Origin of the sequence: Vibrio caribbeanicus ATCC BAA-2122 (assembly GCF_000165125.1) — a bacterium.
Classification (GTDB): domain Bacteria; phylum Pseudomonadota; class Gammaproteobacteria; order Enterobacterales; family Vibrionaceae; genus Vibrio; species Vibrio caribbeanicus.
This window is the reverse complement of the sequence record NZ_AEIU01000074.1, coordinates 77,710-101,266: the sequence shown is the minus strand read 5'-3', so window position 1 is coordinate 101,266 and position 23,557 is coordinate 77,710. Positions and strand designations below refer to the sequence as shown.

Here is a 23,557-nt window from a genome sequence, read left to right as displayed (position 1 = left end):
TCTTTAATCCGATAAAAAGTGTTCCTTGAAATGTATAAAAGCCTTATGCAGAGCCCTCTCTTGAATAGGTTTTAAAATGACATAGTTAGCCCCGGCTTTCAGAAATGAAAGCTGGGTATTTTCTGAACCATCTGCTGTACAAGCATAAATAGGAACTGCCATACCAAGATCTCGCCTGATAATTTCAGTTGCCTCAATGCCTTCAACCAAAGGAAGCTGATTGTCCATCAAAACTAATTTGACCGTTGAGTCATTTTCCAAGAATTCAATAGCGGCTCTACCATCTGTTACCCAGGATACTTTCATCCCATATTTTTCACAAAAAGCCTTGGCGATAAAAGCATTTGTATTGCTGTCTTCCACCAGTAACACATGTACCGTTTCCTCAAACAAGTCTCTCGGGTCAATTGACAGCTTCTCATCACTCTGTTCTTTGTGATCAGAAGAGGTCAGTTGAATTGGAACCGTAATAAAAAAACGTGTGCCCGAGCCATATACACTCTCAACACCCACTTTACCGCCCATTGTAGTGACTAGACTTTGAACTATAGCTAACCCTAAACCACTTCCACCATAAATCTGCGTGGTATCGGGTCCGGCTTGGACGAAAGGATCAAATATTGCTTCTAATCTCTCGTTCTTGATTCCAATCCCGGTGTCGCTTACCTCGATATGCAATTGAGAAAATTCAGAACCTTGGCTATACGATAAACTCAATACAACTTCACCCTCATGGGTAAATTTAACTGCATTACTAACTAAGTTGTAAATGACTTGATTAAGTCTAACTTGGTCACTAAACACCCAAATATCATCTTCAATGTTTGATCTCAATTCAAACATGAGTCCTTTCTCAAAACATATTGGACCAAAAACCTTTTCAATGGAGTACCCCAAGTCGCTCAAATGGAATTTGGCTCCTTCGATATTAAAACTACTCTGTTCAATTTTTGAAAAATCAAGAATATCATTAAGTACAGCTAAGAGATGTTCACCGCTAGAACATAAAACTTCCATTTTTTCAATATCTTGTTTATCAACCATCCTACCTTTTAGTAACTGAGCAACTCCCATAATTCCATTTAAAGGCGTTCGAAGTTCATGACTCATCCTAGCGAGGAAATCTGCCTGATTTTTAGCAGACGCTTCAGCCTCCTTACGAGCTTCATCACTCTCCTTTTCCGCCATCACGAAGCTCGTAATATCCTGCCCTTGTGCCATGATTTTTACTATTTTATCGTCGCTGAGTATTGGAGAAAGGTTCCATCGATACACTTTGCTGTGCACAGAGATATTAATTCCTGTGAGCGTAGCTCCTTTGAAACACAGATTTATATGAGGAGCCAAACTTTCAACCAACTGATGTTTAGAAACAGCATCTGGAAAAATTCGTTCAGCTGACGGATTAAGACTGGGCACTGTATCTTCTATGCTCCAAATCGCGATGGGGGAAAGTGAAAAATTAAAAAGATCACTGAATTGTTTTTCAGTTTCATCTAAGCGCCTAAAAGATACCTCGAAAGATCGGCCAATTTGATCGAATTCTTTGATGCTAGAACCCTTGAATTTAATCACTCTTTGCTGTTGTATGGTCGTGTCACTATAATCCATCAAGGTTTCGAGCTCTCTAGATACCCTCCTACCAAACCACAGTCTCATATAAATCGCACTAAAAAAAACAAATACGACCCCAAATGCCGACATTACATAGTGACTGCGAATTAATTTTATAACACCAGAATTATCTTGAAATGTGTATATCTCAAGCGACTTTTCGTCTGGTCCAAGTGATATATGCGTTCTTGCTATTAGATAGTTTAGAGTATTTGGTTTATCAAAAGCTTGCTCAAGCCAATTTTTATCATTCATTTCCGGAGAAGCAATTGTTGAGCCGACAATTTGGTCATCCATGAAGACGGCAATATCATCGACTCCCCCTTTATCTAATATGGCATTGAAGAGTGATGATTTTACATCGAGCTTATATCCGGTAATTGAATCACCTATCTTTTCGTCAGTGTTTGTTCCCTTAATTGGAACTTTTCGCATCAACAGATAAAAAGGCTCATTCAGAGTATCAACACGATGAATGTGCCAGTCGACAATACCACTGCACGCTTGTATCAGTGAAGAGAGGCTTTCTGTATCAAACCCAAGCTCTTTCAGGCTGACATCGCCCCAGAAATATCGACCATCTTTTATTATCAAACGAAAGTCAGAAATGGTTGGAAGTGTGGTCAGTGTTTTCGACGATAAATATTGCTTAATGCCAGATTTATCGTTAACTAATAGTGCATTGATGATCGCTAAATCATTGCTTAGGCTGCGTTGTAATAACTCTAGAGAGGTTGTTCGGAGATAAAAAATTTCGCTAACAAGGCTTTGAGTTTTTTGTTGTGAACGCGAAAACTCTAGCTCAACAACCTGTTTGTTAACCTGATAATTTTGGAAAATGGAAACAACAATTAAGAACGCCACCATAAAAAAGATGGAGTTTGTAACTATAAATGATAAGTGGCGTTTATTATTTTTCTTATTTATTATTCTCATTCCAACTTTGAGTATCTAAAAGCTTGCTCCTTTAATCTTTTAATAGTAGTAGGATTATCACTAAACGTAATAAGTTTGAGTTTGCCAGAAAACACCAGAGGAGTATCTCGACCTTCAATATCTGATTTTATTACCTCTGCCATTGCGATACCTATATCATCATTTAGTCTCATCACGGTCGCTGCGAGCTTATTCTTCTGTATCGCTAAAAGCTCTGCATCACCTCCTCCCCAACCATTGACTTTGATATCCTGCCGTCCCATTTCTTCAAGCGCATCAACCGCTCCCAGTGCAATGTCCGTCGCACAGGCATAGATAAAATCAATTTTAGGATCTGTAGAAACCAAATCCTTAGTCATAGCGTAGCCAGAAGCTCGCGTTGCATCGGTATACTTAAATGAAGACAGCTTGTGGTTTTTGGGGTCTTGAAATAACTCGTTAAATACATTCCCTCTCATGCTACTCACATAACCTTCAGTAAAATAGAGTAATGAGTAACGACTACCCTTTGGAAATGCCTGCTTAAAGTAATCGACTAACATTCTAGTTCCCGAGATGTGATCAAAACCTATGTATAAAAATGGCTGTTTTAACCAAGATTTAACGGGAGTAGTTATATTTTGGAGAATCAATTTGGATTGGCTACGTTTCAATAGATCTTGAATTAATTCACTATGTTCAGATGAATCTAAAGTGAAGACGATGTAATCAGGTTTGTGTATCAATGCCTCATTGAGGGCAATTCTTTGTTGGTCAACATCCACACCTGGCCTTGTAAATATCTGATTTAATTCGTATTTTATATTTAACTTATCTAATCGAACCTCAAATGCTTTAAGATTTCTTCTCCAATAATCAGACACTTGTTGACCAGGATAGATAACTGTAATTGAAATAGGTTTGAGCTGTGTAGAGGATAGACGTATCGGTTCTGACGATACCGCTTCAGCAAGTTCAGCCACCAGCGTTTTTTGAGCTGGGTAAACACTCAAAAAATCTTCATATTGCCAATAATCATTAAGATTGTTCCCAGCGTTAGACCAAACCAGCGTAGAAAATAAATACAAAGATAAAAGCGTGAGTTGTCGAGTCATCATAAGTTTACCGGAGTTTATAATTAATTGACGTTTACACCGCGAGATTACACGTAAATATGGATATCAAAAAATTATCAAGGATCAGAATTAACAAAAAATACCATGAAATCGCGTGTCTTTCTCAAAGTTTTTAAGCGTAAAATCAGAACGTTAATTTCTTACTTGTGTGTAATACAGACAACTTTCCAGACAAGATAGTTAGAAGTTACTTTGGGATAGATATACCCAAGTAACCTCAAGATGCTAGAATCAGCGAGAATGACTTGGTGAGAGTCGACTATTTCGCTGCGTTATTTTCCTTGAACTCAACACTGTGACATCGCTCTGAATACTGCATAGAGGAGCTTGGGAGTACTGGGCCTAAAAGTCGCCTTGAAGCCCTCAAAATTGCACGAACACTAATGGGTTAATCACACCCATTTTATAACGTTGTTATTCCATGACTGTAACAAGATCAACCGATAATATTAGAGAGTTTTAAAGATCCGTTAACTAATGCCTCTTTCTTCGTTTTAGGAAGCTTTTTAACGGCGAGCTCAGCTTTTGAGGCTGCGCTTCTGCTGTTCCCTACTCGCTCACTCCAAACTAAATATAAGTTACTCCGACCTCTCAATAGCTTTGAACCACGGCCTGATTTATGTTGTTCAAAGCGACGATTCACATCGGTAGTGATGCCGCAGTACAAAGCATTGTTTTCAAATCTTATCAGGTATATGTACCAACCTGTTGCTTTGAAACCCTCTACTTTAGCCATTAAGTGAAGTCTTTATAAAACTTTTTAAGTGCTCCAACTCTTTCTTAATTTCCGCAACTTCTAACTCGAGCATTTCAACTCGATCAAGGCAACCATCACTGCTTTTAGAAGCAGTCATAGATTGAGCTGACGAACAAATGTCTAACTCACCACAAAATAGATGCATATAGCGTGACTCTCGCTTTCCTGGTTCTCTGTCTAATTTTATGACAAGAGGCCCTTGCTCAGCTTCAACGAGTCCTTCCAGCACACTTTCCACCTCTGCGACACTTTCAAACTCTGCAAGACGATTTGTTCTTGTGCGCAGTTCACCAGGGGTTTGAGCACCTCTCAATAACAAACAACAGAGAATTCCTTTTTCCTGACTCGAGAGAGAAAGATCGCCAAATTCTGTATTACAAAATCTGTGTTGAAATTTCGTCACTCTAGTACCTGATCCTCCGTTATCACTCACTAACCTCTTTGCTACCAAAGAATCGAGAGCATCTCGAACTTCAATTTCTGTAAGTGATAAAACAGGCTCTCGATTACTCTTCTGATTGCATGCTGTTGTTAGACTATTGAGTGTCAATGGATAGTAGTCCGGTGTTGTCACTTCCTTTTCGATCAAACATCCGATCACTCTTGCTTCAATTGCGTTTAATTCTATTTTCATAGTTGGGCCTTAATCGATTACTCAAATACTAACTTTCATTTCAAAAGTGTCAAAATGGCGAAATTATGTTTTCCAAAGCAAGCCCAAATCATAACCTGAAGTCCATTGTTCCTCAAATATTCTCAATATATCAGAACAATAGCTTCAGTAAGATTCACGCAGTTAAAGAAGGATAAAAAGCTAAGAACACGGATGATTTTTCTTTCAGGCAAAATGAAAATTTTAGGAACTATACCCAAGTAACCTCAAGATGCTAGGTTCAGCTAGAATGGCTTGCTTGACGACAAGGCAACGATTTGAAGTCACTTGGGTATAACAACTCAAAATGAAAACCAATCGCTGCGTCTAAAACTCGAAGCAAATCTTCCTTTTAAAATGCTGCACATAGACGTTAGGAAAGCCGGTTATCTTGTGCTGTTATTCACTTAAAATCAACACTAAGTATGCACTTTGCCTCCAGTTGAAGCCAACTGGGTATATAAGTGCTAGGTTAAGGAGGCTGATTATGATTTAATGATACTAATTTTTTTAGTTAGGAAAATAATTATGAGTGGTGTATTCGAAATCGTTGCCCAAGCGCGCAGAAAAAATAAGCTAAAAAGAGAGCTTGTTGATAATGAGAAAAAAGTTCGAGACAATCAAAAGCGCGTCGACTTACTTGATAACCTTCTTGACTACATAAAAACTGACATGAGTAATGATGAAATTATAGCCATCATCAAAAACATGAAAGCTGATTACGAAGATAGAGTTGACGACCACATTATAAAAAGTGCTGAAATATCAAAGCAGAGAAGAGATATTAGTCGAAAAATCAGAGAATTAACTGAAAAAGACAAAGTAAATCTAGGCAAAAAGAAATAAGCTAGAAAAGATCTTTTGGAGGCTACTATTACCGACTACGACTAGCCTCCATAACTCCAAAAACGCTAATTATTTGAGACAATAAAACGCACTTCTACACGCCTATTACAAGCTTTACCCACAGACGTTTTATTCGAGCATGCAGGCACGTATTCGCCATAACCACGTGTATAAATTGAACCCATTGAGACCTGATTTCTTACCAACTGCTTCTTCACTTCGCTAGCGCGTTGAATTGAGAGCTTATCATTAAAGGAAGGCGCGCCAGTATTATCTGAGTGACCATCGATGACAATGTCGATTCCAGGCTGAGTGGCAAGGTAACTCCCCATAATATCGAGCCAATATCGTGAATTAGACGAGACACTTGCAGAACCAGTGTGAAACTTTATAGTGTCTTTCAACTTTACCATCATGTGATCGCCTGGCAGCAGCTCGTAATCAATACCATTTTTGCGTAAAAAGCTCTGAAGATCCGAATAACTTTGGGGACGCTGTTGAGAAAATCTACTACCAGTGTCCAGCCTCCTTGTCTCTGGAACGACTCCCCACTCTGGATAACGAACTTCAAAATCTGTCTGAGGTGCAGTATCTAGCATATCCTCACCCAAAGTAGCAATTTTGCCAGCCATATTGGCACACCCAGAAACAGATAATAAAATCATTACCACAGCAAAGCGTTTCATTTAACCCACCGTATATTTTGTTTGTCTCACCTTGTATATCGGTCTCTTCATACAAAACTTTAGCCATTGCCCAAGACTAAATTGTAATTTATCCCCATCAATAGCTTGTATCAGGTGTAGAGAGCTTCCTATATGTTCCAACAAGCCGTAGAATAAAGGTTTGTTAGATTGCTTTACTCATTTTCAATTTAACTGGTATACAACCCATTTAATAAGCGTGGGGCTAAATTATCGAGCCTTACAATAAAAAATTCTTTCTAGGATAATTGAATGTCTAAAATCTTATTTCCTATAATCATTTTCATTCTTGCTGGCTTTTTCATATACCGAACTTATACGAACCACAAAGTTGGGCAAGAGAACTTCGCAAAGGGTCAAGCATTCCTTAGCGAAAACTCTGCAAGAGAAGAAGTTGTGGTGACACATAGCGGCCTACAATACGAAATCTTACACAAGTCAGAATCTGATAAAAAGCCCTCTTCATTGGACTCTGTAGAAGTTCATTACCAAGGTTCATTAATAGACGGAACTGTTTTTGATAGCTCCATACAAAGAGGGCAGCCAATTAGTTTTAAACTTAACCAGGTTATCAAAGGTTGGCAAGAAGGTTTAACCCATATGTCAGTTGGTGATAAGTTTCGACTTTATATCCCAAGCACTCTCGGATATGGAAAAAATGGAACAGGCCCTATCCCACCATCGGCAACACTTATCTTTGATGTGGAGCTCTTAAGTATCAAGTAATAACTCCGTCATTTATGCTTCTTAAAACCAATACCTTATGAAGCTATCTGGCGCGAATAATGGTTTATTCTACATTAAAAAGCGAGGTTTGGCCTTGTGCTAAAACCTCGCTTTTCGCTTTGATTCACTATTGATTGATAACGAAACATAAAAAACCTAGGTACACCCTGCTATTCCAAAGCACTATTTTCCTTGACCTCAACGCAGCGAAAATGCCCTGAATCCTGAAAACCGAATTCACTTTGGTATATCTTTTCTATTAGTAACTTATTTTTAATGAAAGCAACGTCTGCTGGATAAAAGTCTTCTAACGGAATTTGTTCGGGAAATAACCAGTGAAAAGTCTGCTTTCGACTCTCATCAACGGCAATAGGCTCATCTTTTTCAAGGGCATCAAAAAGAGCATAATATATCCGGCCTCCAAATTGATTCACATCGCAAAAAGTTGCAGTATGTTTTAAATCACTCATTGCAGTTTCTTCAAATAACTCTCTTGCTGCAGCAGAGGTACCTGATTCATGCTCGTTTACCATTCCCCCAGGGAACTCGAACACCATACCTTGTGAGCGTCGAAAGCGTTTTTGAAGCAGAACTTTACCACCCCGGCACACGATCGCCATAGAAAGATGTTTCATAACTAAGCCTAATTTTATTTTTTAATTAAATTGGGAAGCAGATGAAGAATGAAAGCCTCACCAAGAGCGCTCGGATATGGTAACTAAATATTACAGTACGTAACACTGTTGAACTCACAAACCAAAGTATCAAATTTAGACATCTTTCTAATCTGAATGAGATTTACTTTGGTTTACCTTGTTTATAGGTAGTACCAACGTCAACAACTGCAACATCTTTCAAAAACTCTCTTCCTAGCAGAATAGGGAAACTCAGGTGCTTACGATCAGCCAAAGTAAAATCGGTTTTGTCTTTCAAGCTTCCAACTTGGACCCAAGCTTCAACGATTGGCCTTCTTTGCGGCTCCGAAGTATTTGATTGTTTAATCTTGACCCAGCGTTTTACAGGAAGCGAGATTTCTTTACTTTTCTTATCTCCGTCTTCAACTTTGAACTTTACCCAATCGTGCCCATCTCGTTCGAATAAAACTTCGTCGACTATCCCTAAAGAGGATGTATGTGCTCCGCTGTCCACTCGGGCTTTAAAGGACTCCTGAAGTCCTGAAACATATACCCATTCTTCAGCCCCAAGCACCAGCTTTCCATCAAGAGTTTTATTGTCACTCTCTACTATTTTTTGTGGTCCCTTTTTTGTTGTGGTTGCCTTACTTGCAACACTTTTACTATCTTCCTTGGGCACAATCGCGACCTTTTTCTCGCTAGTTTTCGAATTTACCTGACCCTTTTCAACCATTTTTGTCGTAGTCACGCACGCCATTAACATACTTGAGATTGAGAGTAAAAATGGCACTTTACACAGTTTCATCATAATAGCGATCCAGTCATTATTACTTGAGTATGAAAAGCCGATAACGCAAAGCTTAGGCAACTTTGATAATCGCTTCAGCAACATATGGGATATCTTTCTCTGTAAGACCTGCAATATTTATACGGCCATCACCAACGCCATAAACCCCATACTTATCTTTCAATACTGTCATTTGCTCTTGTGAAAAGCCTAGCATAGTAAACATGCCTTTGTGCTTCTCTATAAAGTCGAATTTATGCGTATTGTGAGTAATTCTTAACTCTTCACACAGTGCACCACGTAAGCTCATCAGCCTTTGACGCATTTGTACTAGCTCATTTTCCCAGCAGGAGGTCAGTTCTTCGCTAGATAGGATTGTTTTAACGAGTTCTGCACCATGAGCAGGTGGGAATGTATAAGTCGCTCTTGCTAAAGTCAGCATCTTCCCTTTTACATTATTCGCTTGAGACTGTGAATTATTAACTACAATAGCCGCACCAGCACGCTCTCGGTACAAACCAAAACTTTTAGAGCATGAGGTCGTTATTAGCATTTCTTCAACATTAGACGCCATGTAACGTACGCCCTCAACATCTTGAATCAGACCATCACCAAAACCTTGGTATGCAACATCAACGAAAGGTACAAAGCCATTTTTGAGAGACATCTTCGTTATTAATTTCCAAGCGTCAAAATCTATATCTGCACCTGTAGGGTTATGACAACTGCCATGTAGCAATACGATATCTTCCGAGCCGGCCTGTGCAAGATCTGACATCATTTTGTCCAAATTGACTTGTTTAGTCTCTCTGTCAAAATAACAATAGTGACGAACTTTTAACCCCGCGGCTTCCATAACAGGTCTATGATTGACGTAGCTAGGATCAGAGATCCAGACCGTCGTTTCAGGTTTTGCTGCTTTAACCAAATCACCCAGCATCCGCAGCGCACCACTCGCTCCTGGTGTCTGTATAGTCGTCGTACGCTCTGGATCTACCGAACTGCCCAAAACAAGGTTTCTGATGAGGCCATTAAACTCTTCACAACCCGCTAACCCAACATAAGATTTTGTCTTTTCTTTCTCGAAAACAATGTCCTGAGCTTTTGTTACAGCCTGCATCACGGGCGTATCGCCATCGCTATTTTTATAGACACCAATACCTAAATCGACTTTTTCAGAACGGGGATCAGAGCGAAAAGCTTGAGCTAGAGACAAGATAGGATCTAAGTTTGGACTCGGAAGATTTGAAAACATGAAAATCACAACCCTTTGAAATTCAGAAAAGTATCAAATCAAACTAACATCTAAAATAGAAAACCAGAACCAATATTTTCGCTATAGCGACGAAAAAGCACAAAAACCTAAGCAAATTAACATTTCGTATATTGATGAGATGTATACAATATACCCAACCAGTGTGAGCAGCCTCATGGACTTCAAGCTTCCCTGTCGAATTCCGCTATTAAACGGTCACAATTACCCGTCGTCGTTTTAAAAGTTCAGAACATGCCCCGAAAAATCAAAGTACTTTTTTATTTGTTCGTGGGACTGATAGCCTGTGAATCACAAGCAGAGGTCATTCGTTATACTACTTGGAACTTACAATGGTTAGCCACACCACAACACGGAAAGCTCATTTCACCAAACAGAGGTGGAAGTGATCTCCGCTTACTTAGAAAGTACTTTATAAAAACAAGTGCAGATATTATGGCATTTCAGGAGGTAAATGATGTAAGCATAATCAGTAAAGTGGTTGGTTCAGATTATAAAGTCATTCTTTCACAACGAAGCAAAGCCGAAAACCAAATCCATCAATTTAGCGATATTAACCAATATACCGGATTTGCAGTAAAAAAGAGCTTTAAAGTTCGCGATCACAAAGACATCCAGTTAGATAAACGTCTTAAAAGTAGGCTACGCTTCGCTTCATATATAGAGTTAACAACACCTTCAAAACAATCTGTACATCTATTATCTGTCCACCTCAAAGCAGGTTGTCGAAAAAACTATCAGGAAAAAAGAAATTGTAGGATATTAAAAGAACAACTCATTAACATAAATTCTTGGATTAGAGAGCGGGAGAAATATCAACACGATTATATTGTCTTGGGAGATTTTAATTCACAAATTGCAGATGAAGCCAAATGGGCGTGGTATTTGATATCCAAAAAGACTCAAGCTGTACTGACATCTCAGAATACGACTGCACAGTGTTATGTAAGATCCAAAACAAAAAGGGCTTCTGTATTCAAGTACAAAAGTATCATTGACCATATTATTGTCAGTTCATCCCACACTTTTACCACCGCTAAACAACTCCCGTTCAAAACCAAAGATGTAAGGCAATACGAGTTGAGCGATCACTGTCCAGTCATCATAGAAGCATCCTATACATCTATGAATTCCAATCATGAGTGAATTTAACTTAGTAAATATGAGATGCAAAGCGATAACAAATCATTAATTAAAGTAAGATAGTATTACCAGAGAGCCCACTCTTTATAAGTTATTTGGCGATAAAATTGATTCCTTAGCCAACTCCTAAATGCAAGTCCTCTATACCTATAGACACCATTTAAGATTATCAACTTAGGTAACAAAATCTTCTAGTCGAGATTTTTCGCTGGGTGAGACATTCTCACTAAGCCAAGCACCTTAAATATGGTTATCTCTAATCGAAGAAAATAGCCTATTCAATTTAAAACTCGATCAATAATGACATTAAAATCAATTAATATTTAAAATGATAAATGAGTCATAAAATGAACAACAAGCCATTTTTGTTTAAATAAACTTAAATTATTAAGTCATAAAAAATAAAAAGAGCAAATATTCTAATTTATTAGAATCTTATATAATCACCAACAATTAAAATAACAAATTTATCAACTATATATGCTAAAATTATGAATTTACAACCATTTATCCAAGTATGAAGCACACGTTTTTTGTTAACTATTTTTGTTGTTTTATGCACTGCCTTCTATTAGTAAAAAATTGAGCACTTACATACTATTAACTTTTTAGCTACTTTATCTAAAAACAAAATTATAAGAAAAAACATGAGGTCAGTCTTTTTAATAACTATGGTTTTTTGCTCATCGTTATCAGCTTTAGAAGCAGATGATCAAAGGCTATTAGAGTCTCTTATTAAACAAGGAATCATATGTGAAGATCAAAACACAATAGAACTTCAAGAATCCTTGCAAATATATTTATCTCGTAAGTTTTCTAAGCTCTCTCCTGAAAGCGAGCATCACAAAGAAAATAACGATTCTAATGGCTGTATCTCAGTAAAGAATATCAAAGACCCACTTTCTCATTAAGGGGGCGATTTAGGTTCAACAACAACGTCATAACCTATTCAACGTAGGTAGTTGCTATTATATAAGGAAATATAATGAAAATAATGAGGAAATCACTGCTAGCTTCAGCAGTTCTTACTTTTTGCAGTGCAAGTAGCGTGGCGCAAACACCAATTGACCTCGGTGTTATAAACGAAGATCGTGTTATTGATATGCTTATCGCACAAGGCAAACTGAGTCCGAATGCTACAATAGAACAGCGACAAAAAGCACTCGATAATTTTATAGCAAATAAACTTAATAGCGGCTTTAAAGGCGATGCTCAATTTGGCAAAAAAGCATTGGAACAAAGAGCTAAGATTCTCAAGACCATAAAGTCTAAAGACGGCCTACACAAAGCTCACGTTTTCTCCTTTGACCCGGACAAAAAGCGTACAGACAGAGTCCTAGCGGTTCTAGTCGACTTCCCAGATTTACCGTGGGATGAAAATCGATTAACCGATGAACACACCGATATGCTCTACGACAGCTACGAGCCCGGACATTACCAAGAATTGCTCTTTTCAAATGATGGATATACGGGACCGAATGGTGAAAACCTTATCTCGATGCGCCAATATTACGAGAACGAGTCTGGTGATAGCTATAGCGTCTCTGGACAAGCTGCTGGTTGGTACCGTGCGTCTAAAGAGGCATCTCATTATGGGGGAAACTCATCAACAACAGATAATGATAAAAATGCACAGGCCTTGGTTCGTGAGGCTCTTAACCAGTTGGCACAAGACCCCTCCATAAACTTGGCCGATTACGATATTGAAGATAGGTATGACTATGATGGTGATGGTGACTTCCGCGAACCTGATGGAGTTATCGATCACTTAATGATATTCCATGCTTCCGTTGGTGAAGAAGCTGGTGGTGGCGTGCTTAGTGCTGATGCAATTTGGTCTCATCGATGGAATCTCGGCCAGCCTCATGTATTAGAAGGAACAAAAAGCACAGTACCTGAACGCTTTGATGGTAAGTACGCTGCTTTTGACTACACCATACAACCAATAGATGCAGCCGCGGGTGTGTGTGCACATGAGTACGGTCATGATCTTGGTCTCCCCGATGAATACGACACACAATACACTGGCAAGGGTGAACCTGTGTCGTACTGGTCAATTATGTCCTCGGGCAGTTGGGCAGGAAAAATTGGTGGCACACAGCCAACCGCTTTTAGCTCTTGGGCGAAACAGTACCTACAAGCTTCTATTGGAGGTCGCTGGATAAATAACCAAACCCTCTCTCTAAATGAACTGGAAGAAAGCCCAGTAGAGATAAAGATTCACCAGACGATTGATAATAGCAATCGAAATATGGTTCGTATTGATCTTCCTACGAAACGCACCGAAGGCCTAAAACCCTTTGACGGAGAACATGCGTACCACAGCGGAAAAGGCGATGATCTCAGAAACTCCATGGAACGCAAATTGGTAATCTCAGAGGGTACTTCGATTAAGCTCAAGTTCAAAGCGTGGTATCAAATTGAAAAAGATTACGACTTTGCTCGAGTACTCATCAACGGTAAAGCTATTGAGGGGAATATTACAACCAAAGATGATCCGTACAATACTGGACTTGTGCCTGCAATAGCGGGAGACTCTGAAGGCTGGATAGATGCTGAGTTCGACCTCACACAATGGTCAGGGCAAGAAGTTACCTTAGCGTTTGACTACATCACTGATGGTGGCTTGGCTATGGAAGGTCTTCATATTGATGATATTGTTCTCGATATTGATGGACAAGTGGTTGATTTAGATAGTGTCGAAAACGACCCAACCTTCTCACTAAATGGCTACAGAGTGAATGATGGTTTTAACGAATCCGAACATTACTACTTATTACAGTGGCGTAGTCACGACAATGTAGATGAAGGTTTAAAGAATATTAAGCGCTTTGGTCAGCTAATGTCTTTTGAGCCTGGTCTAATTATTTGGTACGTCGACGGTTCAATGACTGACAACGCAGTTGGTAAACATCCAGGCGAAGGTTGGCTAGGTGTTGTTGATGCTGACCAAAATGCAATGGTTTGGGCTGAGTCTGGTAAGCCAGCTCAAACTCGTTATCAAGTACGTGATGCAGCATTTTCACTGAAAGATCAGACAAGTATGCGCTTAGAAAATAATGGTGATGTTCTTGAAGATATCAGCCTAATTGCAAATAGCTCATTCTCAGATGATCAAGATTACTCGAACCAGCAAGCTCCCGATTCCGGACGTCTACTGAGTGAATACGGAGTGAAAGTAGAAGTTGTTGATCAAGATGAAAGCAATGCATTTGGCATTGTGAAAATTTCGAAAATCACCGTACCAAATACCACTCCAGTATCTGACTTCAGTCTCAGCATTGATGGCCTCAATATTTCAGTGACGAATAACAGTTCAGACCCCGATGGTTCGATTGAAAGTTACCTTTGGGACTTTGGAGACGGAAATACGAGCACAGAATTTTCTCCAACATGGAACTACTCAGATTCTGGCACTTACACGGTATCATTAACTGTCGTTGACACCGAGGGAGCAAGTCATACGAGCTCAACTACCGTTTCTGTTAAAGCGCCAAATGTAGCACCAATTGCTGACGCTAAGTATATACACCTCGGCCGCTGGGTAACTATCTGGTCTAAGAGTAAAGATCCTGACGGAAGAATTGTTGACACCGTTTGGAAACTCGCTGACGGCACAATCAAACTAGGACGAGGTTTCACCATGATATTCCCTAGTTACGGTACACATGAAGTTGAACTAACGGTCATGGACGATGATGGTCAAAAAACAACTAAGATGATTACCATAAAGATATAATTATTCATCTCACCCCCTTTAAATGACTAAACGTAGCCAGTGGCTGCGTTTTTTTTCACTAATTTAGCACCGAGATTTAAAAGCAACCTTGTTATTATAATAAAGCTTTATTGTTAATTTTGTCACACTTTATGATAGTTTTTAGCAAATTGTCTTTGACTCTGATTTTACACTTGTGAGATACAGGTCGGAGGAGTTGTTTACAAAAAAATCATTAAGGTGGTAATTATGAAATGGACTTTCATATTGACGGTTGTGATGACAACATCTCTGGTATCTGCTGAACCATTTTCTACGGTAGTACTAAACCAAAAGCCATTGAGTCAAGGCTCGTATCAAGATAACGCTCAAACGTATATCAAGTGTTGGTATCGTCCATCAGAAAGCCGAAATGACCCTGCTACGACGTGGGAATGGGCTTTAGATGCAAAGGGCGATTATTATAAAATTCAAGGCTATTGGTGGGGAAATCAAGCACTAACCAACATGTTTTATACCAATACACCACAGTCAGAAATTAAGAAGGCTTGTGAACAAACACTGGGGTTAAATTACAAAGCAGCCGACATAACCTATTATGCTTCAGATTGGTATCATTCTTATAATTACGCTATATGGAGTAATGATGAGGATACCAAAACAAATGGATTGACACGCATAGTCGCCTTTGGTGATAGTTTGTCTGATACAGGAAATATGTTTAACGGCTCTCAACGTCTCTTCCCCAATCCAAACTCTTGGTTTCTAGGACGTTTTTCAAATGGTTTAGTTTGGACGGAATATCTTGCTGCTGATACCGGATTAGACCTTTATAACTGGTCTGTTGGTGGCGCAGCTGGAACTAACCAGTACATTGCATTAACTGGTATTTATCATCAAGTATCGTCCTATTTTTCCTATATCGACAAAGCCAGAAACTATAACCCTGAAAATACATTGTTTACCTTAGAGTTTGGCTTAAATGACTTCATGAACTATCAAAGAAGCGTGCCTGATGTTAAAGCGGATCTAAGTAGTGCCCTAATAAGACTTAAGGGGTCAGGCGCCAAGAACATTCTTCTCTGGACATTGCCAGACTCAACTAACGCACCTCAATTTAAGTATTCATCAGAGCAGCAAAAAGCTGAGATAAAAGCAAAGATAATCGAGTTTAATCGTTTTATAAGAACACAAGCTGACCTTTATCGAGAACAGGGGATAACTATATTCCTATACGAAACCGATATTTTCTTTGATGATATGATAAAGCACCCTGAAAAATACGGTCTAGAAAATTCTGTTGATGCGTGTTTGGATATCAATAGAAGCTCTTATCTAGATTACCTCTACAATCATAGACTGACGAATGATTGTGCGAGCAAGGGTGCAGAAAAATACGTCTTCTGGGGAGTAACGCACCCAACAACTGCAGTACATCGTTTGATTGCAGATATGATAGTAAAAGAGCACTTCCACACCCTGAAGCACTAGACGATTGGCGGGCCAATGGCCTGCCCTCTTCTTATACTAGCGCATGTGTTCTCCTTGTATTAATAATGCTTCTCAATAAGAAAATCATAACTAAAAGGACGACAGGTAAAACAAGTATGTTCATATTTTCCCATCCAATAGTCGACTCAAGCCACCCCGAAACCAATGCTGTAATTGCAACGCAAGTGAACACAAAAAGCTCATTAAACGCCTGTGCTTTTGTTTTGTTGGCTTGGGAGTAGGATTGACTGAATAAACTAGTTGCTCCGATAAACATAAAATTCCAACCGATACCAAGTAGGACTAAAGCCATTTGGAAATGCACGATCGACTGACCATGATGATTAACAGCGATACAACCAATAAACAAAATGCCGCCAAGCAGCATAACAAGCTTTGAACCAAGATATTCAATCAGTCTTCCTGTAAAAAACGATGGAATAAACATACCCAAAACATGCCACTCGATGACACCAGCGGCTTGCTTAAAGTTAAAACCGCATCCCAGCATTGCCAATGGAGTAGCTGTCATCAAAATATTCATGACAGCATAAGCAACCATCGCACCAGTGACAGCAATCAGGAAATTAGGAGCACGAAGAATCTTGTGCATTGAGTCTGGGGGTGTTTGATCGGAACTGGGTTTAGGTTTGGGAAATTTAATCGTCTGCAAGAGAATTAAAGCTGCAATATTGAGCAACACAAGTGCACAGAAGGCGCCAATATAAAGCCCTCCTTCAATAAAACCTTTTGAATAAACAGCTAAATTTGGCCCAAGAACGGCAGCAAGAACCCCACCAGCCATTGAAATTGAGATAGCGCGGTCTCGAAACTTTACGTCAGAGAGTTCAATGGCGGCAAATCTATAAAGCGTACCAAACCCAATGCCAATACCAATTAAGTAAGTTCCCAAATTAAACCAGTAGAACGATTGGTTAAACAGCGCAAATGACGCGACAACAGATCCCAAAATACCCGCTACGTTACCGATACTAAATCCAACTTTCCGACCTACTTTCCCCATAATTAAGGAAGCGGGAACGGTAGCACACATCATACCCAAAAACTGTACCGCAACAGGTAAAGTAATCATGCCTGATGATGGAGCAAGACTTTTCCCCACCAAACCAACGACCGATACTAAAAGAATATTGCCTGTCATAAGAAGAGCTTGGCACAAAGAAAGTAACCAAACGTTTCGATTCATAAATTTCTACCTTTATTAAAAGAAAAGCCACAGTTTAAATCGGTTAATACAGCTTCGAGTATTAGCTGTTGAGTATTTTGTTGTCCGTATAGTCACTAGACTCAAATAACCTTTAGGTATTCGCTTAGCGAGAATGGCAAAACACAGGATTCAGAGCAACACAAGCTTTAATTAAACAAAAACATTATTATAGCGAATCTGTATAAATTAACACATTGAAACAAAAAAGCCTCTACCAAAAAAGTAGAGGCCTTTTTAAACTAGCGTATCTATCAACTTTCTTCTATCGGTAAAACCTGTTTGACGTATTTGCCAGGTGCTTTATCCAATACTGGATATTGGTCGCTACCCACTCTAAATAAGTCAATAGGTTCCTCATCATTAAATTTTAATAACCACTCATTCCAATGCTTCCACCATGACCCCTCTGTGTGAGAAGCCCCTGATAGCCAATCACTCGCACTTTCATCTAATGAGTCATTCGTCCAAAAGCCATATTTATTTTTATCAGGATGATTTACAATGCCTGCTATATGACCAGACTCCCCCAAAACAAAGGTCTTATTACCACCAACTTGAAGTGCACCGCGATAAGTACCTTGCCAAAGTGCAATGTGGTCTTCTTTTGTCGAAACAAAATAGCTTGGTATGGTCACTTTCTTTAAATCAATCCAAACTCCACCGATTTTTACCCCTTTTTGCTTCACCAACTTATTGTTCATGTACAATTCTTTGAGCAAAAAGTTATGGGTTTCAGCGGCTACATTTGTACTATCACTGTTCCAATACAATAAGTCGAAATCAACAGGGCTGTTACCCTTCAAGTAATTATCAATGTAGTAGTTCCAATAAAGACTATTTTCTCTCAAAAGGCTAAACGTCACACTGAGAGAGCGACCATCCATGAAACCTTTAGCGTTATTTTGAGCTTCAATAGCATTGATAATGGTATCGTTTATATAAGCGCCAACCTCTCCAGGCTGCGAAAAATCGAGTAACGTTGTAAAAAACGTTGCGCTTTTAATTCTCTTTTTCATTCTTTTGGCTGCATAATAGGCCACCGTAGATGCGAGCACCGTGCCGCCGATACAGTAACCTGCAGCATTAACTTCGCTTTGACCAGTGATCTCTTCAATCGCAGTAACGGCTTTCACAACACCATCTGTAACATAATCGCCAAATTCTGTATGTCTCTGTGCTTCACTAGGATTACGCCAAGAAATCATAAATACCGCATGGCCCTGCTCAAGTAGCCAACGAACCATCGAGTTTTTTTCTCTTAGGTCAAGAATATAGTATTTATTGATAAAAGGAGGAACGATCATTAATGGGGTTGAATTGACTTGCTTAGTCAGTGGTCGATATTGAATTAGCTCGAATAGCTCATTCTTAAAGACAACTTCGCCTTTAGTATTAGCGACATCCTCACCAACTCGAAACGCATTGTTATTTGTCATGCGAATTTTTAAAATATCAGCACTTGACTCGACGTCCTCTCGTAATTGTTCAAGACCAGAAACTAGATTCTCACCATTTTGCTCCAACGTAAGTTTCAACAGTTCTGGGTTAGTTGCAATATAATTGCTGGGAGAGAGTGCATTTAAACTCTGTCTTGAGAAAAACAGAATTCGCTCCTTGCTCTTTTCATCAAGCCCTTCAATACTCTCGATTGTTTCTAAATATGTCTGGCTAAATAGAAGATAAGTCTGTTTTATAAAATTAAACAATATGTCTTTTTGCCACTCTTCACTGGCAAATCGCTTATCGCCCTTTTCAGATTGAACAATCTCTTCTGAGGCTGCAGCCAGAGAAACACTTTGCCAGATTTGTAACTGTTTCTGCCACCAGTCTGCTTGAATCTTTAGCAGTGCTGCAGGCTGATTTGCTGCACTCTCGAAAAGCTTAGTCGTATCCTCAAAATTCACTTGTTGCATGGCTTTGTTGAGTGGAGAATTCGCGGCTGCCCTGCTCAGTTCTAGATCTTCCCACCATTTTTGATTGGTTTCTTGGAGCTTAACAAGGTAGTCCGAAAAGAAGTGTTGTAACATTATGCTACTCCTAGTCTCGGAAAAAAATGCCGCCTTTCGGCGGCATTAAGGGGCTAATTACGCTGGTGTTACTGTTTTGAGGTTTTCTGTTGTGATTTGCTCAATATCATCTTTGAACTCTTTAGCAATTGATTGAAGCTTATTACTATCATCCATCATTTGCTGAGAAAGCTTAGACAATACGTTAAGTTGCTGACCACTAAATGCCGTTAGAGAAGTGACATCTTTAACCTCACTTGCCGCTTTCATTTGAGTAAGTCCCATCTCACTATAAGTGCGCATAGCATTTAGTTGTAGCTCAGTTAAAACCTCAACATTTTTGGCCATCAACTTATTGAATTTTACGTAAGGTTCTAGTGTTTTTTCTGTTTGATCAGTGAATGTTTTAAAAAAATCTGTGTACATGTTTTGACTCCCAATTTATCTTAAAAATTTCAAGAATTTAATGATTTAATGACGATTGCTGTTCCCATTCCACCGCCTACACACAGCGATGCAACACCGTAACAATGTTTTGCACGATTTAATTCATGGATTAGAGAAACGATAATTCTATTACCCGAAGCACCCAATGGATGCCCTAGGGCAATTGCACCACCATTTGGATTCGACTTTTCTAGAATGGATTGTTTAGAAACATCATGTTTATCTGCAAGCTGGTGGATTACTCCTAAAGCTTGAGCAGCAAATGCCTCATTCAATTCAAAGACGCCAACTTCATCGATACTAATTTCAGCTTTTACTAATGCCTTAGAGACGGCCTCAACTGGCCCTAACCCCATTATTTCTGGCTCTAATCCAGATTGTGCATAACCCACAATTTCAACCAGAGGAGTTAGTTGATGTTCTATCACTGCTGACTCACTTGCAACAATGATTGCACTAGCACCATCGTTAATACCTGAGGCATTTCCTGCTGTTACTGTACCCTCTTTATCAAAAGCAGGACGAAGTTTGGATAAACCATCAAGTGTCGCATCAGACTTTGGATACTCATCCACGGAAAATGACACTACTTCACGCTTCCTTCTCACATCAACGGGCACAATTTCGTCAACGAACTTTTCAGACTCTATTGCTGAAACCGCCTTACGCTGGCTTTCCAGAGCAAATTTGTCTTGTTCCTCGCGCGAAATTTCAACAGATTTAGCGATATTCTCTGCGGTCACACCCATGTGATATTGGTTAAATACGTCTGTCAGACCGTCATTGATGAGCAGGTCATTTAGACTCATGTTTCCCATTTTGTTCCCGTCGCGAACTTTAGCCGGAACAATAAACGGAATTTGCGACATAGTTTCTACACCAGCTGCGACGACCAATTTAGCATCACCAGCCTTAATATGACTAACCGCATCCATGACAGACTTCATACCACTACCGCAAACCATATTAACGGAGTAAGCAGGCACCTCATTAGGAATTCCAGCGGCCAACGAAGCTTGGCGAGCCACTCCCATTCCTTGCCCGGCGGAAACGACATTACCAACGATAACTTCATCAATGATGTTTACGTTAACAGAGGCTTGCTCCATTGCACTTTTTATGGCGACAGAAGCCAGTTGACCCGCGGGAATATCTTTCAAACTTCCACCAAAGGATCCAATCGGGGTTCTTTTGGCACCTACAATAAATACTCTTTCCATTTTCACACCCTTAATGCATGTATAAGCCGCCATTCACAGAGAGGGTTTCTCCTGTGATGTATGCTCCTGCGTCACTGAGCAAATAAGAAACAGACATTGCAATCTCTTCAGGTGTCGCCAGACGTTTCATCGGAATTTGAGCTTTGATCGACTCAAGTACTTCTGTATTCATCGCTGAAACCATTGGTGTAGCAGTGTAGCCTGGGGCGACGACATTTACAGTAACACCTGACTTTGCTCCTTCCGCCGCAAGTGCTTTCGAAAAACCAATCATTCCTGCTTTTGCAGCCGAATAATTTGTTTGACCAAATTGTCCTTTTAAGCCGTTGACGGATGATATGTTAACTATCCTTCCAGCTCCTTTCTCACACATGTGACCGAAAAGAGGCTGTGTAATGTTGAACAGACTGTTCAAGTTTGTATCAATCACTTCTTTCCAATCGCTAGCGCTCATTTTTTTGAACGTACCATCTCTTGTAATGCCCGCATTATTTATGACAACGTCAATGGTTCCTTCCTCTTCGAGAAGTCCACACAGCCTTTCGGAACATTGATCTGTGTCTTTTACATCGAGTTCAAACAGACGGACTTGATCAGTATTGAAGTTATTGGCATCAAACCATTCTTGCGCCGACTCTTGGCTTCCTGCTGAATGAGTAGCGATGACGCGATAGCCATCTTTGACGAGTTGAGATGAAATAGCAGATCCTATTCCGCCTTTAGCTCCAGTGATCAAAGCGATTTTCTTCATTAAGAGACCCCATTTTTGAGAGAGTATTTAATTTTTACTTAGCCAACATAAAATTTAAAAGCACCATAAGCCAACTGACATTATTAGTGACATATTATTTAAGAATTCCTTTACGCTCATTTAAATTAAAGGTTAATTATTACAGTTCAAATACTTTTGAAAAATAAATGTATAAAGTTGAACAAGATCTCATTAAAAGTGAAATGTTGTGACATTGTTAATTGGATGCAAGCTTCTGTTTTAAATGAAAATATTTTGATGACAATTAAATCACATAACTGCAAGTATCTGTAATTATAGATTATTTTTAAAATGTGGGATTTACATAAATCAATACGACAAGCTTTGATAAATTATTTTCTCAGATTATCAATACGGTATTTTATAAATATATGAAAATCAAATGTAAGTTATTAAAAACTAACTAGGATAATTAATTAACACCAAACAATAAATAGTGATATATATGTTATCTTTAAATTTTTTCATTAAAAAATATCAATAAATAGAAAAGCATTAATTTACATATCTAATAATAAAATATGGCACATGGAATACCCCAGCAACAAAATTGATATTTTTTGAGTTTGTTGACAGAGAATCAGTTTCAGGATGGGTAACAACGCAAAATAATGAGTTATTTGGTGGTAAAAACAGTTCTAAACCTCAATCTAGGAGTATACCCAAGTGAATTCAAATGCAGGATTCAGAGCGCTGTCACAGTGTTGAATTCAAGAAAAAGCGCAGCGGAATAGTCGACTCTTATCAGGTGATTTAATAATGATGTGATTACCAGATTTTTATTCAAGAGAACGAACCGTCAAGCCGTTACCATGACAACAAAACCCATTGATATAGAGTTGTTCAAAATGCTAAGTGGAAAAAGCTTTTCCCACATTAGTACAATGTACTATCAACACTCAACATAACAATAGTGACAGTGTCACAATTGATTCTCTGGACAAGAGAATATAAGTTATTGTTTATGAGTTGACATAGTCATTGTTAGTTCTGCAATTGGTCTTCCATCTATGCGATAGAAGTCATCAATCTTCCCAATTTGCTTGAAACCACTTTTATTATACAAATTTATGGCTGGCCGATTTCCACCGAGAACATTGAGATCAAGCCATTCGATTTGGTTATTCTTGCAACAAAAATTACGTGCAATTGATATCAATTCAAAACCAAGTCCCTGACCTCTCATCACCTTATCAACACCCATACCAAGTAGCACTCGATGAGAGTGATGTTCTTCGGCGTAATGCCTTAAATCAAGGTGGCCTACGATAGAACCACAGTCATTTTTTACAACCCAACACTTCCTCCATTGTCTGTGATTGAGGCTAACGCGAATACCTTACGAAAATGAACGCTTAACTCTTTCGTCTAAGACATATATAGAGCTAGAAACCGGCATAAAGTATGGAGTTTCACCGACCCCGTTATCTCTTATCTGACCTTCAAGATAATCAAAAAATGGCTCTAATTCATCTTCTAATAATTCG

20 protein-coding genes are annotated in these 23,557 nt (G+C 39.1%); 6 read left to right on the top strand and 14 right to left on the bottom strand.

Annotated features, from left to right (window positions below; genetic code table 11):
- Nucleotides 1-3: 3 nt before the first annotated feature.
- The 4 genes from RH40_RS10505 to RH40_RS10490 form a co-directional block, all read right to left on the bottom strand.
- Nucleotides 4-2,481, bottom strand: coding sequence for a LuxQ periplasmic sensor domain-containing protein (locus tag RH40_RS10505; protein WP_241209882.1), 2,478 nt, complete (start codon nt 2,479-2,481; stop codon nt 4-6).
- Nucleotides 2,482-2,546: 65 nt separating this feature from the next.
- The gene (locus tag RH40_RS10500; protein ID WP_009601463.1) at nt 2,547-3,644 is read right to left on the bottom strand and encodes a substrate-binding domain-containing protein; all 1,098 of its coding nucleotides are present in this window, start codon (nt 3,642-3,644) and stop codon (nt 2,547-2,549) included.
- A gap of 457 nt (nt 3,645-4,101) precedes the next feature.
- On the bottom strand, nt 4,102-4,401 hold the full coding sequence (locus tag RH40_RS10495) for a GIY-YIG nuclease family protein (protein ID WP_009601462.1): 300 nt from the start codon (nt 4,399-4,401) through the stop codon (nt 4,102-4,104).
- Nucleotides 4,394-5,056, bottom strand: a complete 663-nt coding sequence (locus RH40_RS10490; protein ID WP_009601461.1) for a YceH family protein — start codon at nt 5,054-5,056, stop codon at nt 4,394-4,396. The genes RH40_RS10495 and RH40_RS10490 overlap by 8 nt, the downstream gene beginning before the upstream one ends.
- Nucleotides 5,057-5,602: 546 nt before the next feature.
- On the opposite strand from RH40_RS10490, the gene RH40_RS10485 reads away from it, so the two are divergent.
- Nucleotides 5,603-5,920, top strand: coding sequence for a DUF496 family protein (locus tag RH40_RS10485; RefSeq protein ID WP_009601460.1), 318 nt, complete (start codon nt 5,603-5,605; stop codon nt 5,918-5,920).
- Nucleotides 5,921-5,985: 65 nt separating this feature from the next.
- Here the strand turns inward: RH40_RS10485 and RH40_RS10480 are convergent, their stop codons facing one another.
- Complete coding sequence (locus RH40_RS10480; RefSeq protein WP_009601459.1) at nt 5,986-6,606, bottom strand: OmpA family protein; 621 nt, start codon at nt 6,604-6,606, stop codon at nt 5,986-5,988.
- Between the two features lie 270 nt (nt 6,607-6,876).
- On the opposite strand from RH40_RS10480, the gene bamJ reads away from it, so the two are divergent.
- Nucleotides 6,877-7,350 carry a BamJ family beta-barrel-assembly machinery protein gene (bamJ, locus tag RH40_RS10475; RefSeq protein WP_009601458.1) on the top strand — a complete coding sequence of 158 codons (474 nt, stop codon included), beginning with the start codon at nt 6,877-6,879 and terminating at the stop codon, nt 7,348-7,350.
- Nucleotides 7,351-7,520: 170 nt separating this feature from the next.
- Here the strand turns inward: bamJ and RH40_RS10470 are convergent, their stop codons facing one another.
- From RH40_RS10470 to RH40_RS10460, 3 genes are all read right to left on the bottom strand, one after another.
- Nucleotides 7,521-7,985 carry an NUDIX hydrolase gene (locus RH40_RS10470; protein WP_081454995.1) on the bottom strand — a complete coding sequence of 155 codons (465 nt, stop codon included), beginning with the start codon at nt 7,983-7,985 and terminating at the stop codon, nt 7,521-7,523.
- Nucleotides 7,986-8,148: 163 nt separating this feature from the next.
- Nucleotides 8,149-8,793 (bottom strand): ATP-dependent zinc protease family protein, encoded by a 645-nt coding sequence (locus tag RH40_RS10465; RefSeq protein ID WP_039954602.1) that lies wholly within the window; start codon nt 8,791-8,793, stop codon nt 8,149-8,151.
- A 52-nt stretch (nt 8,794-8,845) separates the two neighbouring features.
- The gene (locus RH40_RS10460) at nt 8,846-10,027 is read right to left on the bottom strand and encodes an amino acid aminotransferase (RefSeq protein ID WP_009601455.1); all 1,182 of its coding nucleotides are present in this window, start codon (nt 10,025-10,027) and stop codon (nt 8,846-8,848) included.
- Between the two features lie 252 nt (nt 10,028-10,279).
- Between RH40_RS10460 and RH40_RS10455 the strand changes: the two genes are divergently transcribed.
- The 4 genes from RH40_RS10455 (at nt 10,280) to RH40_RS10440 (ending at nt 16,397) form a co-directional block, all read left to right on the top strand.
- Complete coding sequence (locus RH40_RS10455) at nt 10,280-11,191, top strand: endonuclease/exonuclease/phosphatase family protein (protein WP_009601454.1); 912 nt, start codon at nt 10,280-10,282, stop codon at nt 11,189-11,191.
- Between the two features lie 644 nt (nt 11,192-11,835).
- Nucleotides 11,836-12,099 carry a hypothetical protein gene (locus RH40_RS10450; protein WP_009601448.1) on the top strand — a complete coding sequence of 88 codons (264 nt, stop codon included), beginning with the start codon at nt 11,836-11,838 and terminating at the stop codon, nt 12,097-12,099.
- A 74-nt stretch (nt 12,100-12,173) separates the two neighbouring features.
- Nucleotides 12,174-14,927: an immune inhibitor A domain-containing protein gene (locus RH40_RS10445; RefSeq protein ID WP_009601447.1), complete on the top strand. Its 2,754-nt coding sequence runs from the start codon at nt 12,174-12,176 to the stop codon at nt 14,925-14,927.
- Between the two features lie 228 nt (nt 14,928-15,155).
- On the top strand, nt 15,156-16,397 hold the full coding sequence (locus tag RH40_RS10440; RefSeq protein ID WP_009601445.1) for an SGNH/GDSL hydrolase family protein: 1,242 nt from the start codon (nt 15,156-15,158) through the stop codon (nt 16,395-16,397).
- A gap of 31 nt (nt 16,398-16,428) precedes the next feature.
- Here the strand turns inward: RH40_RS10440 and RH40_RS10435 are convergent, their stop codons facing one another.
- The 6 genes from RH40_RS10435 to RH40_RS20055 all read right to left on the bottom strand — a co-directional run bounded on the left by RH40_RS10435 (nt 16,429) and on the right by RH40_RS20055 (nt 23,406).
- A complete protein-coding gene (locus RH40_RS10435; RefSeq protein WP_009601443.1) occupies nt 16,429-17,604 on the bottom strand; it encodes an MFS transporter in 1,176 nt (391 codons plus the stop codon).
- A gap of 272 nt (nt 17,605-17,876) precedes the next feature.
- Nucleotides 17,877-19,652, bottom strand: coding sequence for a class I poly(R)-hydroxyalkanoic acid synthase (gene phaC / locus RH40_RS10430; protein ID WP_009601442.1), 1,776 nt, complete (start codon nt 19,650-19,652; stop codon nt 17,877-17,879).
- A gap of 57 nt (nt 19,653-19,709) precedes the next feature.
- A complete protein-coding gene (locus RH40_RS10425) occupies nt 19,710-20,057 on the bottom strand; it encodes a phasin family protein (RefSeq protein ID WP_009601441.1) in 348 nt (115 codons plus the stop codon).
- A 29-nt stretch (nt 20,058-20,086) separates the two neighbouring features.
- The gene (locus tag RH40_RS10420; RefSeq protein ID WP_009601440.1) at nt 20,087-21,298 is read right to left on the bottom strand and encodes an acetyl-CoA C-acetyltransferase; all 1,212 of its coding nucleotides are present in this window, start codon (nt 21,296-21,298) and stop codon (nt 20,087-20,089) included.
- Between the two features lie 10 nt (nt 21,299-21,308).
- Nucleotides 21,309-22,049 (bottom strand): SDR family oxidoreductase, encoded by a 741-nt coding sequence (locus RH40_RS10415; RefSeq protein WP_009601438.1) that lies wholly within the window; start codon nt 22,047-22,049, stop codon nt 21,309-21,311.
- A gap of 976 nt (nt 22,050-23,025) precedes the next feature.
- Nucleotides 23,026-23,406 carry a GNAT family N-acetyltransferase gene (locus RH40_RS20055; RefSeq protein ID WP_081454994.1) on the bottom strand — a complete coding sequence of 127 codons (381 nt, stop codon included), beginning with the start codon at nt 23,404-23,406 and terminating at the stop codon, nt 23,026-23,028.
- Between the last annotated feature and the right edge of the window lie 151 nt (nt 23,407-23,557).

Bases quoted from the DNA above. Each gene is read 5' to 3' on its own strand.
- RH40_RS10505 (WP_241209882.1), bottom strand. From the start codon at position 2,481: ATGGTGGCGTTCTTAATTGTTGTTTCCATTTTCCAAAATTATCAGGTT.
- RH40_RS10450 (WP_009601448.1), top strand. From the start codon at position 11,836: ATGAGGTCAGTCTTTTTAATAACTATGGTTTTTTGCTCATCGTTATCA.
- RH40_RS10415 (WP_009601438.1), bottom strand. From the start codon at position 22,049: ATGAAGAAAATCGCTTTGATCACTGGAGCTAAAGGCGGAATAGGATCT.
- RH40_RS10440 (WP_009601445.1), top strand. From the start codon at position 15,156: ATGAAATGGACTTTCATATTGACGGTTGTGATGACAACATCTCTGGTA.
- RH40_RS10490 (WP_009601461.1), bottom strand. From the start codon at position 5,056: ATGAAAATAGAATTAAACGCAATTGAAGCAAGAGTGATCGGATGTTTG.
- RH40_RS10465 (WP_039954602.1), bottom strand. From the start codon at position 8,793: ATGATGAAACTGTGTAAAGTGCCATTTTTACTCTCAATCTCAAGTATG.
- RH40_RS10455 (WP_009601454.1), top strand. From the start codon at position 10,280: ATGCCCCGAAAAATCAAAGTACTTTTTTATTTGTTCGTGGGACTGATA.
- RH40_RS10470 (WP_081454995.1), bottom strand. From the start codon at position 7,985: ATGAAACATCTTTCTATGGCGATCGTGTGCCGGGGTGGTAAAGTTCTG.
- RH40_RS10460 (WP_009601455.1), bottom strand. From the start codon at position 10,027: ATGTTTTCAAATCTTCCGAGTCCAAACTTAGATCCTATCTTGTCTCTA.
- RH40_RS10435 (WP_009601443.1), bottom strand. From the start codon at position 17,604: ATGAATCGAAACGTTTGGTTACTTTCTTTGTGCCAAGCTCTTCTTATG.
- RH40_RS10495 (WP_009601462.1), bottom strand. From the start codon at position 4,401: ATGGCTAAAGTAGAGGGTTTCAAAGCAACAGGTTGGTACATATACCTG.
- phaC (WP_009601442.1), bottom strand. From the start codon at position 19,652: ATGTTACAACACTTCTTTTCGGACTACCTTGTTAAGCTCCAAGAAACC.
- RH40_RS10500 (WP_009601463.1), bottom strand. From the start codon at position 3,644: ATGACTCGACAACTCACGCTTTTATCTTTGTATTTATTTTCTACGCTG.
- RH40_RS10445 (WP_009601447.1), top strand. From the start codon at position 12,174: ATGAAAATAATGAGGAAATCACTGCTAGCTTCAGCAGTTCTTACTTTT.
- RH40_RS10420 (WP_009601440.1), bottom strand. From the start codon at position 21,298: ATGGAAAGAGTATTTATTGTAGGTGCCAAAAGAACCCCGATTGGATCC.
- RH40_RS10425 (WP_009601441.1), bottom strand. From the start codon at position 20,057: ATGTACACAGATTTTTTTAAAACATTCACTGATCAAACAGAAAAAACA.
- bamJ (WP_009601458.1), top strand. From the start codon at position 6,877: ATGTCTAAAATCTTATTTCCTATAATCATTTTCATTCTTGCTGGCTTT.
- RH40_RS10480 (WP_009601459.1), bottom strand. From the start codon at position 6,606: ATGAAACGCTTTGCTGTGGTAATGATTTTATTATCTGTTTCTGGGTGT.
- RH40_RS10485 (WP_009601460.1), top strand. From the start codon at position 5,603: ATGAGTGGTGTATTCGAAATCGTTGCCCAAGCGCGCAGAAAAAATAAG.